The organism is Paenibacillus sp. WG02, assembly GCF_055396115.1.
Genome location: NZ_AP036016.1, coordinates 1538870 through 1557537, shown reverse-complemented (window position 1 = coordinate 1557537; position 18668 = coordinate 1538870). Strand labels below are relative to the sequence as shown.

Below are 18668 nucleotides of genomic sequence, written 5' to 3'. Positions count from 1 at the left end.
CCTTCCTTTACTCCTTGATCGCTCCGATCATGACGCCTTGGACGAAATACTTTTGCAAAAACGGATATAGGCAGAGGATAGGTAACGTCGAGACGATAATCGCCGCATATTTGATGGTTTCACCAATTGCATATTTATCGTCGCCTGCTGATCCTGTCATCATGGAATCTGTATTGTTGGCGATCAAAATTTCGCGTAGTACGAGCTGGAGCGGATACGCTTCGCGGTTCCGTAAATAGACCATCGCGCTAAAGTAGGAATTCCAATGCCCTACTGCATACCATAAAATCATAACGGCAATCACCGGCATCGACAGCGGGATGATGATGCGGAATAAAATCGTCCAGTCGTTTGCGCCATCCATCCTTGCAGATTCCTCCAAACTAACGGGAATACCTTGGAACGAGGTGCGCATGATGATCATGTTGAATGTATTGATCGCTCCGGGAATGAGAAGCGCCCACATCGTATTCATCATACCGAGCTCGTTCACGAGCAGGTAACTCGGAATTAAGCCGCCATGAAATACCATCGTTACAACGATAAAAAACATGATGATATTTTTGAAATATAAATTCGGTCTGGACAACACGTAGGCGCCGATCGACGTCATTAACAGGTTGATTGCTGTACCAAGCAGCACGTATATGAGCGTATTCTGGTACCCTTTGATGATCATCGGGTTCTCGAATACAGCTTTGTATGCACCAAGATTAAAACCCGCCGGTCTGAGCATCAGCCCGCGATGCTGTAAGAGTGAAGTCGCATCGCTGAGCGAGGCGAGCAGCACGTACAAGAACGGGTACAGCGTAACTGCGCAGAGACCCAGCATTAACAACGTATTGAAGTAGCCAAATGTTCGTTCCCCTATGGTTGGTTTCATCTGCCAACCTCCTTTCTGAGACTTTCTAGATTATTGGAAGCTACCACAGCTTGTTCTCGCTGATCCGCTTGACGAAGCTGTTGGCAGCCACGATCAGAATAAAGCTGATCACGGAGTTGAACAATCCGACAGCGGCTGTGAAGCTGTAGCTTGCCTCCAATACCCCTTTGCGGTATACGTAAGTTGATATGACATCCGCCGTCTCATACGTGAGCGGATTGTACAGGAGAAGCACCTTTTCGCTACCAACCGACAGCATGTTACCCATTTGTAAAATAAACAAGATAACGATTGTCGGCATAATACCGGGAATTGTAATATGCAGTGTTTGCTTCCAGCGATTAGCACCGTCCATCCGACCAGCCTCGTACAGTGTCGGATCGATCGTGGCAATCGCCGCCAAATAAACGATTGAGCTCCAGCCGATGCCTTGCCATATACCAGACGAAACGAAAAGGAAGCGGAACCAGCCCGATTCTTTTAGAAAGTCGATCGGTGCGATGCCAAAGGTTCCGATGAGCTGGTTTATGAGACCTGTACGACTTAAAAAGTCCATCATCATTCCTGCTACGATAACGATCGAAACGAAGTGCGGCAAATAGGAGATGGACTGTACAACCCGTTTGAATATGCTGCTGCGGATCTCATTTAGCAGCAGCGCCAATATGATAGCTGCTGGGAAAGCAAACAACAAATCGTAAATATTGATCAACATGGTGTTTTTTATCAATCTCCAAAAGTAGATACCGTTAAAAAAGCTATCGAAATGCTTGAAACCAATCCACGGGCTCCCCCAAATTCCTTTCGCCGGAGAAAACTCTTTAAAGGCAATTTGTAAACCGTACATCGGTCCGTAATGGAAGATGAGGTAGTAGACGATAACTGGCATAGCCATCAAATAAATGGCCCAATGTCGCTTCAAATCGGCACGAATGGTTTGCCTGACGGTCGGATTTCGATAAATCTTGATTGGGGTTCTGCTGGGCTGAACTGTGTTTTGCGCCATCGTCTCTCCTTACCTTTCTTTCTAGATACGAGATGAGATATGGGAGATGAATCTATATCATCTCCCAGTCCAATCTCTCGATTAACGCTTGTTGAAGCGTTCAAGAGCCGCTTGTTGAATTTTGATTCCATCCTCGATACCCATGCTCTGCATCTTCTTGACGTATTTGTCAAAGTTATCAATTGGCTCCACGCCCATAATGAACTTGAGAAGCATTTCGTCTTGATACGTCTGAATATCTGTCATGATCGAAGCAAATTTGCCGCTCTCTTCCTGCGTTGGCGAAACGAGCGGCATTTTGCGCTCAGCTGTTGGTTTGGACCAAATTTCCAAAGCACTTTTCTGCTGAGGAAGCGCGAGATATTGCAATTGGAAATTGTCACTGAGTACGTACGGTGCACTCCAGGTTGCCCGGGTGTACTTCGCTGTCGATTGCTGGAGGCTAACCCCTGCTGGAGGGTTTAAGACTTCTGGCAAGAATACAGCTTTACCATTTTCTAACTTGTAGCTGGTACCTTCTATGCCGTAGTTGAATAAAAGATTGCCTTTTTCACCGTATGCGTAATCGAGCCATTTGACTGTTTCGATGGGGTTTTTGTTGCTTGTCGTGATAGCGGCTCCTGTGCCGTTAGCAGCAAAATCTCTTTGCCCCCAAATCGGTTTGTCCCCAGCTTTCAATACCGGATATGGAGCAGCGACGAGTTTGAAGTTCGGGTCTTTGTCCTTCATTAGGTCGCTGAACTTGCCTATGCCGCCGCCGGTGTATTGTACGGATGCACCCAACAGGTTAGTCGACATTTTGTTATCGAACAATTTACCGTTCGGAGCTGCGAAATCCTTGTCAAGTAGGCCTTCCTTATACCATTTGTTCATCGTAGTCAGGAATTCCTTAAATTCCGGCTGAATGGGGCCGTATTTGACTTTGCCACCGTCCTGATAATAGCTGTAATTGATTCCCCATGCGCCAAGGAACGGAGCGTCTGAATTAAGCAAATCTTTATCGATGTAAAACGGGATCTCGTCGGCTTGGCCGTTGCCGTTCGGATCTTTTTCTTTAAACGCTTTCAATACGGTATACCATTCGTCGATCGTCGTCGGCATCTTCAGTCCGAGTTTGTCCAGCCAATCTTGTCGGATCGTCGGTCCGAGGAACACTCTCACCTTGTCGTCACCGCGAATAAACGGAAACATGTATAGACTGCCTTCGTCTGTCGTGACTTGCTTTTTCCAGTCTGGGTGTTCGTTCAACAGTTTTTTCAGATTTGGCGCATATTTATCGACCAGATCGTTCAACTTAATAACTTTGGAGTCTTTAATTGCTTTTTCGGGTCCGCCTGGATAGCCACTCCAGCTCGTTTCTATAACGTCCGGCAGTTGGTTGGAAGTAAGCATCAGGTTAAACTGTTCTTTGGCCTGCTGGGCATCGAGTGGAGGATGCTGGAATTCGACCTTCACACCGGATATTTTTTCAAGTTCTTTGTACATTCCCATTTCAGCGTATGTTTTCATTTGCGCAGAGGCTGCCGGGTGATTTGCTACCCAGTAGGTCAGATTCGTCAGTTTCGGCGGCTGCGATTCTTTGCTTGACTGCGGTGACGCTGTTGACTTCTCCCCACCGTTTTGATTGCTGCAAGCCACAACCGAAATCGTAAGTGCAGAAATCAGTATGACAGAGCCTACTTGTTTCAATTTTTTCTTCATTGTTCTTGCCTCCCTTTTATTGTCAACAGTTTACTGCTGGTTAAAACCAAGCTATTGTTTTCCTAGCTTCTGGTTCCTAGTGTAGCCTCACGAAGCCGAAAATGAATAGGCTCTTTATTTCATTTCCTGTGTATTTTCGTAAGAAATGCGGGATAGAAGTAAAGAAATCACTAGACATTAAAAATCGTCATTATACACGTGTATAATGAAATATGGGCAGCCCGCGAAGAGGCTGCCCTTTTATATGTCTGAACCGGTTTTGGCTGGTATCATTCTTTCACGGTATTTGCCAGGCGTAATGCCCTCCAGCTTTTTGAAGGCGCGGATGAATACGACATAATTATTATACCCGAGCTTTTCCGCGATTTGCGCAATGGTCAGATCCTTGCTTCCCAGCAGTTGTTTGGCGATTTCGATCCGCTTATGCGTCACATAATCTAACAGATTTTGCCCCTGATTTTTTTTGAAAAAAGTAGAAATATATTGCGGAGTCATCCCGAAGCGATCCGCGATATGCGCCAGACCGAGGTTCGGATCATCGAGACTATGGTCAATCAGGCTAATAATCTCCTGCAGCAGTTGCGTATTGTGATCGGATCGTTCTACATTGAACGAGCGGGTGAGCGTTTCATACAGCTCCTTCGTTTTCTGGTGCATGCCTTGCGCCGTCGGATAGCTGAAAACCGCTTTGATCGGATCGAAGTCCGCTCCAAGCACTTCTTCTTGGTTCGTATTCGTGGAGTTAAGGATTTTCAAAAACGTGCTCGTTACGTTAAAGAACAGGCATTTTCCCAGCTCCGGCGTCATGTGGCTTGAATCGAAATTCATCGAATAAATCTTATCGAGCAGTTTCTCAACATTGTCGGTGTCTCCGCTCCGAACGAAATTGGTGAGCTGTATCTCGATTTCAAGCGGATAATAGTAGTGCTGCTTGGCATCGATAATATCTTGGAAATGGATAATGGCATTTTTCCCCACAATGAGTCGATATTCAAGAGCCGCCAGCGCTTCCGGGTAAGAATTGCGAATCGCTTTGGGACCCTGGTGAATCCCACCGGTCGCCACTGTCATGTCGATTTTGAACCTTTGCGAGATGACGCTGTAGAGTGACTGGGCCATTTCCCGAATATCAGATTCGGCGAATTCATCTCGACCCGCCTCCAGGTTGACAAGAAATACGAGTCGATCACGGTCAAGCTCGACTGAGAATCCCTTATGATTAAGCTCAATCAGATCAATGCCGATATTCGACACAATAAACCTTACACACGCCCATTCCTGTTCGGATTCTTCGTTGGTAAAGCCATGAATGTCCTCGATCTTGACAAGGAGGATGGCAAAACGGTCGCTTACAAACGATAGCTCCATATACCTAAGCGTATCTTCGCTTTCCGCAGAAACGTCAACGTCCATATAGCCCTGTAAAAGACGAGATAAGTAGTTGGCCCTGATGAAAGGGATTTGCTGCGCCAAAGTGCTTCGTAAGTTTTTCTCTTCGTGGATTGAGCCTTCGATCGTTTGCCGGATAAACTCATATTCGTTAGAGAATGGACGCTTGATCATGTCTTTTCCGCGCATAATCGCATTCACTGTTTTTTGGAGAGGCTTATAATTCCGGTAGGCCCCGACAATTACAGCTAACAGCCCGGCAATCAAACAGAGGATGAACAACCCGATCGACCATTTTTGAATTTGATTGACCTGCAGCATAAAGACGTCGTTTGGCGTTATGGAAACATATTTCCAGCCAGCTTTTTGCGAGGACGTAAACGATACCATTTGATCAGTTCCAGCAAACCGATATTCGAACGGAGCAGTGCTTTCTTTCATGCGCCTCAGTAAATCGGACGGAAACGGTGTTTCACTGGTACCCATGATCGTTTTCCCTGTATCATCAATGATGTAAATGACGCTATGGCTTGCTGATTCAAGGTTGGCGAACATTTGTTTAATCTGGTCGACGTCAATCAACACGATAAAACTGCCTAAATTGTCAGATTGCGAGAGGGCGGGCAGCGATTGTATATAGGTAATCACTTCTTTTGGCATATATTCGATGTTTGCATACGGATCGACACTTGTGGAAAGTGAAGCAACAGGTAAGTAGGACATCTTATGTTCTTGTTTCAATAGCAGACGCCATTGCTCATATGACATGTTCTTCATGGCATAATAGGTGGAATAAAACGTCCGCGAGTCCGTCAACAAATCAGCTTTAACAATCTTATCGCTGCTTGCGAAATAAACGTAATAATCAAAGATAAAACTGCTCGTCATACTGCGATACCTGCTTATCTTATCCTTGAACTCAATAAACCCGTATTTTTCAACAACGTCTGCATGGGCAGGGATTTTGAGCAGATAATCCAGCTTGGGGTCGAGCGCGATCTGGTGCATTAAATTATCCACTTCCGACAATTTATTGTCCAGCGACATCTTCAACTGCTCGAGCATCGCCGCATTGGAACGATTCGTGCTCTTCTCCAGACTTTGCTCCACTTTGGAATATAAAAATAGCCCCATTGCAAGCGGTATCAGAAGTATGAACAAATTGGTGGCGATCATCGTCGAAAGTGCGCTTTTTCGACTGTCGATAAGACGTAGTATCAGTGGCATTTTCAAAATTGATCACGCCCATTTCTCAAATTTACTTTTTGCAAGCGTTTCTTAGGTATATACTCTAACCGACAACACCTGTCGCATGCAAGGCACAATTTTTGAAAATAATGGTTTTGGAGATTGAGATGAGGAAAATCAAAAAAAAAAGAGAATGCTCCCGCGCCTGAGCTTGGGCTGCATCCTCCAAATTCTATTACCGTTCTTTGCTTACCTATATGGTATGGCTTACGCCAGCCAAATCTTGAACTTCGCTGAAAAATTGTTCAGCATATCAATTGATCCGTATTGCCCGCTGAAGTCTTCAACACCAAGATAACCGTCGTAGCCAACCGCTTTCAAATCACCAAGCAGCTTCTTCCAATTGACGATACCTTTATCTAGGGCCGCCCAATCGCTTTTCCAAAGCGATACACCCTCCTCGCGTTCTCCCGTCGGTACCCATTTCGCGTTCTTGACGTGAACGTGTGCAAGGTAAGGCCCCAGCAGCTCGAGGCCCATCCGGTAATTCTCAAAGCCCTCGTGCACCATATTTCCGGCATCATGCAAAACGCCAATGTAATCCGGGTTGAAACCGGACACCAATTTATACACTAAGCCCGCACTCGGCGCGATAGTTCTGTGGTGGATTTCCACCAAACCTTTAACGCCGTATTGCTGTGAAAGCTCCTGAACGTGGTGCAGGTAATCCACCTCTTCTGCAAACAGATCATGGTAGTTTCTGGACCCATCATACCCAGGAAGTGCTACACGAATGAATCTCGCGCCCACTTTCTTGGCGACCTGCATGACCCGCTCCGTACCCGTGACATCGCCACAGGTCAAATAAGGAGTCACACATAAATTCACCAACTGATGCTCGACAGCCGCCAGTCTGAATCGCTCGATCTCTTGGTCGGACGCCGAAGGGTCAATGGAACAGATATTATGGCTCCAAAAAGACAACTGCTCATTCGCAAAGTGTGCGGGAACTTCTTTATACCGCCATTCAATACCATCGATGCCTGCGGCTGCGGCTGCATTAGCCAGCTCTTCAGGTGTCAAATCAGGTGTAGCTACGGTAAACACGGATAGTTTCATCGGGATCATCCTTCATGTTAAGATTCTCATGGTGTGGCCGTCAGGCCTGTTAGTTTTGGGACAACAAATATTGAGCATCCCTAAGCAAGTAGTTTGCGGCTTGACTTGAAATATGCTTACCGGTCTGCGCATTCACTTCACGCACAAAATCAGCCAAATTGTTCGCTGTCAATTTACTCTGCAAGCTTTGCGCGATACCCGCATTATCGATCAACCCATCATTCGTAAAGAGCGTTACTAATGCCTTCATGGAATTGACGCTTGTCGTGGTCTGAAAGTATACCGTATGGCTGCCTGTGTTCCCCGCCAGATCGGTCGCTTTTACGATCAACTCGTGCGAACCCAAAGACAGCGTATAGAGAGGAATTGATTTCCCTTGCTGCACCCCATACGTATCCAACGTCACCGAAGTTTTGATGTTGTCGACCCCAGACAGGTCATCACTCAGTACGATGACTGGTAAAATACTCTCATTATCGCTATATGAACCTTGTACGACTCCGGTGACGTTGATTGTCGGAGCAGTCGCGTCCAGATTGAAACTGATCGTTTTCGGCGTTTCTATGTTGCCGGCCTTGTCCGTCGAACGGAAACTCACGGTATACTTGCCATCTTGACTCAACGTTACAGGCGATGAATAGTTTTGCCAGGCAGCCCCGCCGTCCAGACTATACTCCGTACTGGCTGCGCCAGACACATTGTCGGCAGTGATGAGGCTTAGGGATACCGGATGAACGTACCAGTCATTTGCTCCGTTCGGTGCTGCCGGCGATATGACAGCGGACGTCACAGGTGGCGTCGTATCAATCGTTACCTTGGTTTCACCCTTAACGCCGGAACTGTCATTCGCTTTAGCAACCACGGTTACGACTCCGTCTTTATGAGCGGTTAGCAGACCGGTCGCATCAATGGTTGCCGCACCGGTCGTCGCCCCATTGTCGTCGTATACGGCCCATGTAACCGTCTTGTCGCTGGCAAAATTCGGCTTCACAGCAGCGAGCATTTGCAGCGATCCGTTTATCTGGTTTATCAAAGATTTTCCGTTCTCGCCTGATACCGCAATGGAACGAACAGGAATGTCTTCAACCTGAAACACATTGATTTCGGCAGCTGAAGCGTAATCGTTCACACCTGCGACCGCCTCCAGCTTGATATAAGATGCCGAAACTGGAGCAAATTCTGCTTTCTTCAATTTCGAATCCGCATTCCACGTTCCGCTTGCTATCTTGGTAAAGTTCACATTATCCGTACTTTTATAAATATTGTAGGACGTAATGTAGCCGTTATTTTGTCCATCTTGTCTAGGCAAGTAGTTCAGTCTGCGTTACTTTGTAAGTTCCGCCCAAATTCAATGTGATGCTCTGAGGCAGTGGATCGACATGACGCCAACGGATATGCCACATTGTTTTTGGATTTCCATCCAATACATTTGACGCAGGATCATTTTCAGAAACCGTTTCTTGACTCGTGGCTGTTGCTGACATTTGTGATTGTGGAATCTCGACCGGCACAGGCATCTCGTCTGGCGGCGTCGGCGTTATCGGTGTAGAGCCCGATGGTGCGCCCAGGTTTCTTAACGTCACGTTATCGATGGATACGCTCGTCCCTTTTCCAACGACAAATCCGGTGCGTCCGCCTGTTTGTTTTAGTGCTGGAATGTCACCGTCATAAAGCAACACTTGATCGACCTGGAGCTTGTAATGGTTGCCCGTATACGTCAATTTCACCAGATGCGGAATGCCTTGGGTCAGATGAATGCCATTGTTTAATCCCGGAGGGGGATCGTTTAACGTACCCTTGTGGCCTTGCATATCCGTATAGAACCAACCGCCTTCAGCCGGATCATAATAGAATTTAATATAGCTGTACGGGTCCGTGTAACGAATGACGGCGCCTGCAAGATTACCGGCTTGCGGAGTCATCGTAAATGTCATCTCGCCGTCGGTGATATCCGGTGTGTTCTGATCAAGCGCTATCGTACTGTACTGATCCGTATTCAAGGATAACTGCTGGTTCAACACCTTGACCTGCCCATTACCATATGCGGCAATCCAACCGCCCAGTTGTCCATCGTCAAACGTTTGATCTGCTGTCTCGTCATACGACACGGTGCCCAAATCCACGGTGAAATCGTCGATAAGGAGCTCGTCATTGTTATCTGAGCTCGTACCAACTGGCACTTGCAATTTGTTAAAGCGTAAGCTGTAATCGTCTGTGCTGCCGGTCGTAAACGTCTTGCTGTAGAAGTATTTACCATTGTCGAGTGTATCATTGAACTGATTGACTGCACTCGATCCGTAGCCGCTCGTTAACGCAAAGCTATAGGTGTTCGCATACTGCGATTTGTAAGGGAAACTAACCGTATAGGTTGTATTCGGCAGCAATTTGAGGCTCGTAGGAATTGTGCGAATCAACTCACCCGCAAAAGTATCGCTGGCCGTCAATTTTAAAGTATGGTTACCGTTCATCGTATTATACGTATAGCCTGCATTCAATCTGTTTATTTGATTGGTCCCGTCAACATGGACGAACTCTGCGTAACCTTCCTGGTTGCTCTCGAAATCTTCGAATAAAACATGACTTCCTTGCGGCGCCAGATTCGTAAGCTCCACTACACGAACATCGTCCAAATCCACTTCCGCTGTTGTCGATCCTGGAAACGCATTCGCTATCATATAGAAGGTTGCGCTCGTAGAACCGGCCGGAACGGTGAAATTAACCCAAACCCGCTGCATATAGCTAGACCCAGTCCAACCTCGGGGCGTATTGAATTCTTTGTTCTTAACGTTCGACTTGGTGAGCGTATTGGTCACTTCCGCACCGCCATAGTCCTTCACTCCGATCGTCAGCGTCCTGCCGTTCTTGACCTCCGCATATACGGATGCCTGATACGTCTTACCCGGCGTTAAACCGGTTAGCGTCTGAGCAATGGTTGCATCGTCGCCGTTGTTCCCTAATACCTGCAGGTAAGCTCCACCGGTCTTACTATCCCTCTGGATGGACGCGTGGCTTGTGCTGCTGCCCGTTGACGTGACGTTCCAATTGTTCAGCACACGGCTGTCGAAACCGGGATCCTTGACCAGACCACCGTAACCGAAATTGAGCTGGGATACCGGCGTGATTGCATCCGTTTGAGCGCCCTTATAGACAACATAAGGTGTATTCGCAATTGCGTTGATTGTGATCTGACTGGAAGTAACCGGCAAGTTCGCAACCAACACTTTACCTGTATCTGTGAGTTTGTATAGATCGACAGTCGTTACCCCCGACCAACTGGCAGGGAGCGTCCATGTCGTATTGCCGCCTGCAGAGTTCCAGTGGTACAATTTCGTCTCGATTTGTGGATCCCAAGGCAGCAAATATTTGGTCATCATCGGTGTTATATTCTTGTTATGATAACCCGACAAAGAGGAGTCCACGATTTTCTTTTTAAATTGTTTCTGGTACGTAGCAATCAGATTGCCGTTTTTCTTTAACTCTACGATCGGACTATTGGTAACATAAGTGCCGTCATTCGTTACCGTGCCAGGAGTCACCACTTGACCTGACAAACCTCCGCTAAAAGTAACGCTTGTCGTCTGACTCAACTTCGGGTCAATCTTCATACCCATGATTTCGTAATTCTGCATGTATTTAAAAGGCAAGTTGTTCGTAAAGAAGATATTCATTTGAGCCTGTACAGATAAGTTCGAATCTCCCTGATCCTCGTCTAGATCGTCTCCATAGGACATAGAACCTGCATGACGGCTGGCAAGCAAGATCGGATCGTACATAAACTCATCGGCGACGGTGTTTCTGAGGAATCGTTCCACTTTGCTTTCGTTCTCTGATACGTGATTCCATATACTGTAGCGGTCAAGTGCTCCGCTAAATTCCGTACCGATCATTAAGCCATTCTTGTTTAATTCATGCGCCAGCTTCCACTGAACGTATCCGCTTCCGGAATAAACATCGAGGTACGTCCATTTCAAGTCGGGAACGTTCTTTCGTATTTCCGCGACTCTGGCGGCCAAACCGAATGGACCGTCATCGATCGCATCATAATAGCGCTTCATGTTCTCAATAGGAGAAATACCTTTCCAGTCTAATGTCCCTTGAGACCTTTCGGGGCTGTATGAATCCGCATTGCGACTTAGTTCTTTATGATTGATATGGATGCCTACATACGCATTTAACTTGAGGGCCTCCGTCGCCAATGTGTTCAGATCCGTCTGTCCGCCTGATCTCGGGTCGAAATTCCTGCCATAATCCGGCTCAATATTATTTCCTTCCATCTGGCCCTTATACTCAAAAAGTTGTCCAAAGCCGTCTGAATACAGATAAAATTTCTTAAGATTATCTAGCACACGCAGGAATGGCCATTGTGTAATCATTCTGTTATGGGCAATGTGCGGCACCACTTTATTGATAATGTCGGAGCCGACGGGAAGCGTCATTATTTTTCGGTAGCCGATCCCGGCATCCTGCCAGTTCACGATACCATCCGAGTTCGCATCCGCATTGATAGCCACTTTCACGTATGGAAGCTCTACAATATCTTGTGTGCTACCACTAATTTCGCGGTACGTCCACGGATAGCTCGAAACACCCAGCTTCTTATAGCCGGTTTTTTGAACGGTCTGGTAGTTATAGTGTTGTTCGTAATTATTATAATTCGGATCGTTTCTTTGCGGATCAGGTACAATTTCGAATGCGTTGCTGTAAATAGCCGCCGCAAGGTCGTTCGTATTCAGGAGCACATACGATTTCCCGACAGGGGCGGCATCGAGTGCTTTGTTCGCAAGCAGATTGTATTCTTCCTTTTCACTGTTCCAAGACCGCACATCGACGCCCGTTTCTTGAGCGCCTGCTTGTGTATCGCGGATGGAGATCAGGCTGTGATTAGGAATCTCAACGGTTTGGACAAGCGTGGAACCGCTTTCTAGAATGTTTGTGACTTTGAGCTCCAGTACGTTATCGACTACATCCAAGACAACCGTCATGACGACATTGATACTCGAAAAAGTAAGCGTGTACGTCGCCATATCCGGGGCATTCTGTGTGAACTGAACCGTTGGCGTATAAGAGACGCCGTTGATTTTTACCGTATTCAATGCGTCCTCTTGACCGTAAAGGACTTTGCCGTTGCTCAGCCAATTGTATTGAATGACCCTCGGAAACTGGTCATCAATTGTAACCTGCATAACGGCTGATTGAATGCTCGCCGAAGCCGCATGAGCTGTAGGTGTGCCTATACTCACTGTCTGCACGGCCATGAGGAGTGTCGCGAATAATGCAGCAAACTTGGTAATACGGAAAGATTGCTTAGTTTTCAATACTTTTCATCTCCTTTTTTAAAAATCGGAATAACTAAACACCTGGTCTGGTACCGTCCGGAAATAAATCACCCCCTTCCTGCTAGACCTCTAGCTGAGGAAATTGTAATTCGACCTTTACGCCGGTTACTTTCTCCAGTTCTTTGTACATGCCCATTTTTGCATCCGCTTTCATTCGTGAAGAGGCTACAGGATGATTAGACACCTAATAGGTCAGATTCGGCGGCTGCGATTCTTTGAGTGTAGCCTCACGAAGCTAATAATGAATAGGCTCTTTATTTCATTTCCTGTGTATTTTCGTAAGAAATGCAGGGTAGAAGTAAAGAAATCACTACGACATTAAAAATCGTCAGTATACACGTCCATATTGAAATATGGGCAGCCCGCGAAGAGGCTGCCCTTTTATGCGTTTGCGCGATTTGCGCGATTGTCAGTTCCTTGTTTTCCATTACCAACTTCAGATAAAGCGAAACATGCTAAATTACTTTTGGGACAACAAATATTGAGCATCCCGCAGTAAGTAATTTGCGGCTTCGCTTCCAATATGTTTGCCGCTCTGAGCCTTCACTTCATTCACAAAAGCAGCCAAATTGTTCGCCGTCAATTTACTCTGTAAGCTATTCGCAATACCCGCATTATCGATCCACCCCGCATTCACGAAGCGCGCTACTAATGCCTTTATAGAATCGACGCTTGTCGTGGTCTGAAATAATACTGTTTGGCTGACTGCGTTCCCAGCCAAATCGCTCGCCGTTACGATCAGTGTGTGCGAACCGAGCGGCAGCGTATAGAGAGGAATCGTTGTCCCTTGCTGCACCCCGAGCGTATCCAAAATAACTGTAGTTTTGCTGTTGTCAACCCCGGACAGGTCATCGTTCAGTGCAATGATTGGAGAAATATCACCGGCATCACTAAATGTACCATACACGAATCCGGTTACGGTGATTGTCGGAGCAATAGCGTCCAAATTGAAGCTGATGTTTTTTGGCGTTTCTACGTTGCCGGCCTTGTCTGTTGAGCGGTAGATGAGTGTATATTTATTATCTTGATTAAAGTTGATCGGTGCCGTATAGCTTTGCCACGTAGCCCCGCCATCCAGACTGAACTCTGTCTTAGCTACGCCGGACACATTATCAGTGGAGTTAAGAGTTACGGAAAGCGGATGAATGTACCATCCGTTCGCTCCGTCCGGTGCTGTCGGTGATACGACAGCAGTCGTCACAGGCGGCGTCGTATCCGGCGTAAGCATTACATTGATCTCTGCAGCCGATGCAAATCCGTTAACGCCCGCTGTTGCCTCGAGCTTGACATAGGATGCATTGGTCGAAGCAAATGTTGCGTATTTCAACGCAATGTTGTTATTCCAATTTCCACTTGCAACCTTAGTAAAGGATACCCCATCCGTACTCACATACACGTTATAGCCTGTAATAATTCCGTTACCGCCAGATTGCCTTGGTAAATACGCGACTTTATTGATATTGTAGGTTCCTCCAAGGTTTAAGGTAATCGATTGAGGGAGAACGTCGGATTTATCCCACTTTGTATGCCAGAGGGTTCTCGGGTTTCCGTCAAGTGCATTTGAGGCTTCATCCCCCTCTTCCTGACTTGTTGCTGTTGCCGTCATTTGTGACTGAGGGACAGTATCAACAACTGCTTTTATTGATATAGGATTACTTGTAACGGTTAACCCGTCTAATGTAACTTTTACAGCAACGGTTGCATTAAACCCAGTACCAAGTTCGCCTTTAACAATGATCGTATTGCTGCCTTCAACAACAGATAACCTTGAATCGCTAAATTGATATTCTACATTAGCCCTTGATAAATCAGCGGTTCCCCCTGTACTTAATAAGCCATTAATTGTGGCAACGATTGGATTGTTGAGTTTAATCGTATTTTTGTTCAGAGTTAAATCAATTTTGCTTAAATAGGGAGTCGCAACTAATTTTCCTGACTGATCAACAAAAAGATAAGTAACCTCTTCAAGAGAACGTCCGCCTATTACTACTCTGATGTTAATCTTTGCTATACCTTGTGAAACAGCGGTCAGAAGGTTTGAATCACCTACCTTAATCACTCCTTGGTTTTCACTTGTTACCGTGATCACCGCATCTTTCATATCAAAAGGTACACCCGCGCCCGTAAAAACCTTAATGTCATATTTACCTGTAGTAGCATCAACCGGCTTAAACTCATATTTGAAGTCATCCGCAGTCGGTGTCGGCGTAATCGGCGTCGATCCCGACGACGCTCCCAGGTTTCTCATCGTCACATTATCGATGAGTACATTCGAATTGTTCTCTACGTAGAATCCGGTTCGGCCTCCCGTTGTTTTGAGTTGCGAAATATCGCCGTCATAAAGCAAAACTTGATCGACAGATAGCTTATAACGGCTGCCCGTATACGTCAATTTCACCAAATGCGGAATGCCTGAGGTCAGATGAATCCCGTTGTTTAACCCTGGAGGGGGATCGTTTATCGTTCCCGTGTGTCCTTGCGGATCCATATAGAACCATCCGGCTGAAGCTGGATCATAGTAGATTTTGGTATAGCTGTTCGGTCCCGTGTAACGAATGACGGCACCGGCAAGATTACCGGATTGCGGAGTTATCGTAAACGTCATTTCGCCGTCAGCGATATCCGGCGTATTCTGATCAAGCGCTATCGTATCATAGCGATTCGTTGTCATAGACAGTTGTTGGTTCGATATTTGGACTTGCCCATTGCCGTATGCAGCGATCCAACCACCCAATTGTCCATCATCAAACGTTTGATCTGCTGTCTCGTTAAACGTCACTGCGCCCAAATCCACAGTAAAGTCATCAACGAGGAGTTCCTGATTGTCATCCGTGCTCGTGCCGCCTGGTAATTTGATAAAGCGCAAGCTGTAATCGTCTGCGCTGCCAGTCGTAAACGTCTTGCTGTAGAAGTATTTACCAATGTCGAGCTTATCGTTGAACTGATCGACAGCACTCGAACCGTATCCGCTGGTTAACGCAAAGCTATAGCTGTTAGCATACTGCAATTTGTAAGGGAAGCTTACTGTATAGGTCGTATTCGGCAGCAATTTGAGACTCGTTGGAATCGTTCGCATGATTTCCGCCGAAATATTGTTGCTTGCCGTCAATTTAACCGAATGGCTTCCGTTAAGCGTATTGTAAGTATAGCCTGCATGCAATCTGTCGATTTGATTATTCCCGCTAATATAGACGAACGGCGTGAAACCTTCTTGGTTGCTTTCAAAATCTTCGAATAAGTAATGACTGCCTTGCGGAGCCTTATTCACTAGCTCGACTACACGAATATCGTCCAAATCCACTTCCGCTGTTGACGATCCGGCAACCGCGTTCGCTTTCATGTAGAAAGTTGCGCTAGTGGAACCAGCTGGTACGGTAAAATTGACATAGATCCGCTGCAAATAAGTACCATACAAACTTTTGTAAGTATTGAACTCCTTGTTCGGAATGTCCGACTTCATGAGCGTATTGGTCACTTCTGCCCCGCCATAGTCCTTCACTCCGACTGTCAATGTCCGACCGTTCTTGACCTCTGCATATACGGATGCCTGGTACGTTTTACCCGGCGTTAAACCGGTTAGCGTCTGGGCAATGGTTGCATCGGCGCCGTTGCTTCCTTTCACTTGCAGGTACGTTCCACCACCAACATCCGTCTGGATGGTCGCATGACTTGTGCTACCGCTTGTGGAAGTGACATTCCAATTGTTCAGCATGCGGCTGTCGAAACCTGGATCCTTAACCAGACCGCCGTAACCGAAATTGAGCGCAGATACCGGGGTGATCGCATCCGATTGACTGCCTTTATAGACAACATAAGGCGTATCTGCGACCGCGTTGATGGTAATCTGACCAGAGGTCACCGGCAAGTTCGAAACGAGTACTTTACCTGTATCTGTAAGTTTATACAGATCGACATTCGTTACTCCCGACCAGCTGGCAGGAAGCGTCCATGTCGTATTGCCGCCTACAGAGTTCCAGTGGTACAGTTTGGTTTCTGTTTGGGGATCCCATGGCAGCAGATATTGCGTCAGCATAGGTGTAACCTTCTTGTTGTGATAACCCGTTAAAGTCGTATCTACGATTTTCTTTTTAAACTCTTTCTGGTATTTGGCGATCAAATTCCCGTTTTTCTTTAATTCCACGACCGGACTATTGGTGACATTAGTGCCGTCATTCGTTACCGTACCCGGCGTCACGACTTGACCGGCTAAACCTCCATCGAAGGTAACACTTGTCGCTTGATTCAACGTCTGATCGATGTTCATCTTCATGATTTCGTGGTTCTGCATGTATTTATAGAGCAAGGTATTCGTAAAGAAGACATTCATCTGAGCCTGAACCGTTAAGTTCGAATCTCCCTGATCTTCATCTTGATCATCTCCATATGACATGGAGCCTGCATGTCGATCGGCAAGCAAAATCGGGTCGTAATAGAACTCACTATTCACCTGGTTTCTGAGGAACCGTTCTACTTTGCTCTCATTTTCATTGACATGATTCCAGATCGCAAAGCGGTCAAGTGCCCCAGAGAATTCGGTACCGACCATCAACCCATTCTTGTTTAATTCGTGCGCCAGTTTCCACTGATTATAACCACTACCGGAGTACACATCGATATATGCCCATTTCAAGTCCGGTACATTCTGACGAATTTCAGCGATTCTGGCAGCCAAACCGGTTGGCCCGTTATCGATCGAATCCTGATAGCGGTTCATGTTTTCTATAGGAGCAATCCCTTTCCAATCCAATGTCCCTTGGGACTTATCCGGACTGTAAGAATCCGCTGCACGATTTAGTTCTCTATGATTGATATGTATGCCTACATACGCATTTATCTTGCGGGCTTCCGTAGCTAATGTGTTCAGATCCGCCTGTCCACCAGATCTCTCGTCGAAATTTCTGCCATAATCCGGCTCAAGATTATTTCCATCCATCTGGCCTTTATACTCAAACAGCTGTCCAAAGCCATCTGAATACAGATAAAATTTCTTCAGATTATCAAGCACACGCAGGAATGGCCATTGCGTAATCATTCTGTTGTGGGAAATGTGCGACGACACTTTCGGGATAATGTCGGAGCCGTAAGGAACCGTCATTATTTTCCGATAGGCGAGACCGCCATCCTGCCAGTTTACGACTCCGTCCGAGTTCGCATCGTCGTTAATAGCTACCTTCACGTAAGGGAGTTCAACGGTGTCTTGCTTGCTGCCGTAAACTTCCCGGTATGTCCAAGCAGGGCTCCAAAGACCTAACTTCTTATAGCCGGTTTTTGCTACTGTCTGATATACAGCATGTTTCTCATAATCGTTAAAGTTTGGGCTGTTTCTTTGAGATTCAGTCAATATTTCGAATGCATTACTGTAAATCGATGCCGCAAGCTCGTTCGTATTCAGGATCGCATACGATTTCGCGACCGGAACCGCATCCACCGCTTTGCTTGCGAGCAGATTGTATTCTTCCTTCGTGCTGTTCCACGACCGCACATCAACGCCCGTTTCCTGCGCGCCTGCTTGCGTATCGCGGATGGAGATCAGACTTTGGTTTGGAATTTCAAATGTTCGGACCAGTGTTGAACCGCTTTCTTGAATGTTCGTCACTTTGAAGCTGAGTACGTTATCGACAACCTCGATCTCAACAGTCATTACAACATTAATGCTAGCGAAAGTAAGCGTGTAGATTGCCTTATTGGCATCTGTTTTCGTGAACTGTACCGCAGGTGTATAGGAGACACCATTGATGTTTACCGTCGAAAGAGCGTCCTCTTGACCGTACATGATTTTTCCGCTGCTCAGCCATTCGTATTGAATGACCCTTGGAAATTGGTCGTCAATCGTAACTTGCATGACGGCCGATTGAACTGTAGTCGAAGCGGCATGAACGGTAGGAACGCCTAAACCCACCGTCTGTGCGGTCATGAGGAGTGCCGTGAATACCCCGGCAAGCTTGGTAAAACGGGAAGATTGCTTCGTTTTCAATGCTTTTCATCTCCTTTTTTTAAAATCGGAATAACTAAACACCTGATCTGGTACCGTTCGGAAATAAATCAC

General features: G+C 46.5%; 8 protein-coding genes. All 8 read right to left on the bottom strand.

What is annotated here, in order from left to right; all coding sequences use genetic code 11:
• Window positions 1-7: 7 nt before the first annotated feature.
• Entirely contained in the window at window positions 8-883 is an 876-nt protein-coding gene (locus ACBP55_RS07380) for a carbohydrate ABC transporter permease (RefSeq protein WP_464650714.1), read from the bottom strand.
• A gap of 40 nt (window positions 884-923) precedes the next feature.
• Window positions 924-1889, bottom strand: coding sequence for an ABC transporter permease (locus ACBP55_RS07375; RefSeq protein WP_464650713.1), 966 nt, complete (start codon window positions 1887-1889; stop codon window positions 924-926).
• Window positions 1890-1970: 81 nt separating this feature from the next.
• On the bottom strand, window positions 1971-3590 hold the full coding sequence (locus tag ACBP55_RS07370; protein ID WP_464650712.1) for a type 2 periplasmic-binding domain-containing protein: 1620 nt from the start codon (window positions 3588-3590) through the stop codon (window positions 1971-1973).
• 240 nt (window positions 3591-3830) lie between these two features.
• Window positions 3831-6206 carry a helix-turn-helix domain-containing protein gene (locus ACBP55_RS07365; protein ID WP_464653257.1) on the bottom strand — a complete coding sequence of 792 codons (2376 nt, stop codon included), beginning with the start codon at window positions 6204-6206 and terminating at the stop codon, window positions 3831-3833.
• Window positions 6207-6434: 228 nt separating this feature from the next.
• Window positions 6435-7286, bottom strand: coding sequence for a sugar phosphate isomerase/epimerase family protein (locus tag ACBP55_RS07360; RefSeq protein ID WP_464650711.1), 852 nt, complete (start codon window positions 7284-7286; stop codon window positions 6435-6437).
• A gap of 49 nt (window positions 7287-7335) precedes the next feature.
• Entirely contained in the window at window positions 7336-8595 is a 1260-nt protein-coding gene (locus ACBP55_RS07355; protein WP_464650710.1) for an OmpL47-type beta-barrel domain-containing protein, read from the bottom strand.
• Window positions 8588-12601 (bottom strand): endo-alpha-N-acetylgalactosaminidase family protein, encoded by a 4014-nt coding sequence (locus ACBP55_RS07350; protein WP_464650709.1) that lies wholly within the window; start codon window positions 12599-12601, stop codon window positions 8588-8590. The genes ACBP55_RS07355 and ACBP55_RS07350 overlap by 8 nt, the downstream gene beginning before the upstream one ends.
• A gap of 481 nt (window positions 12602-13082) precedes the next feature.
• The gene (locus ACBP55_RS07345; protein WP_464650708.1) at window positions 13083-18596 is read right to left on the bottom strand and encodes an endo-alpha-N-acetylgalactosaminidase family protein; all 5514 of its coding nucleotides are present in this window, start codon (window positions 18594-18596) and stop codon (window positions 13083-13085) included.
• Between the last annotated feature and the right edge of the window lie 72 nt (window positions 18597-18668).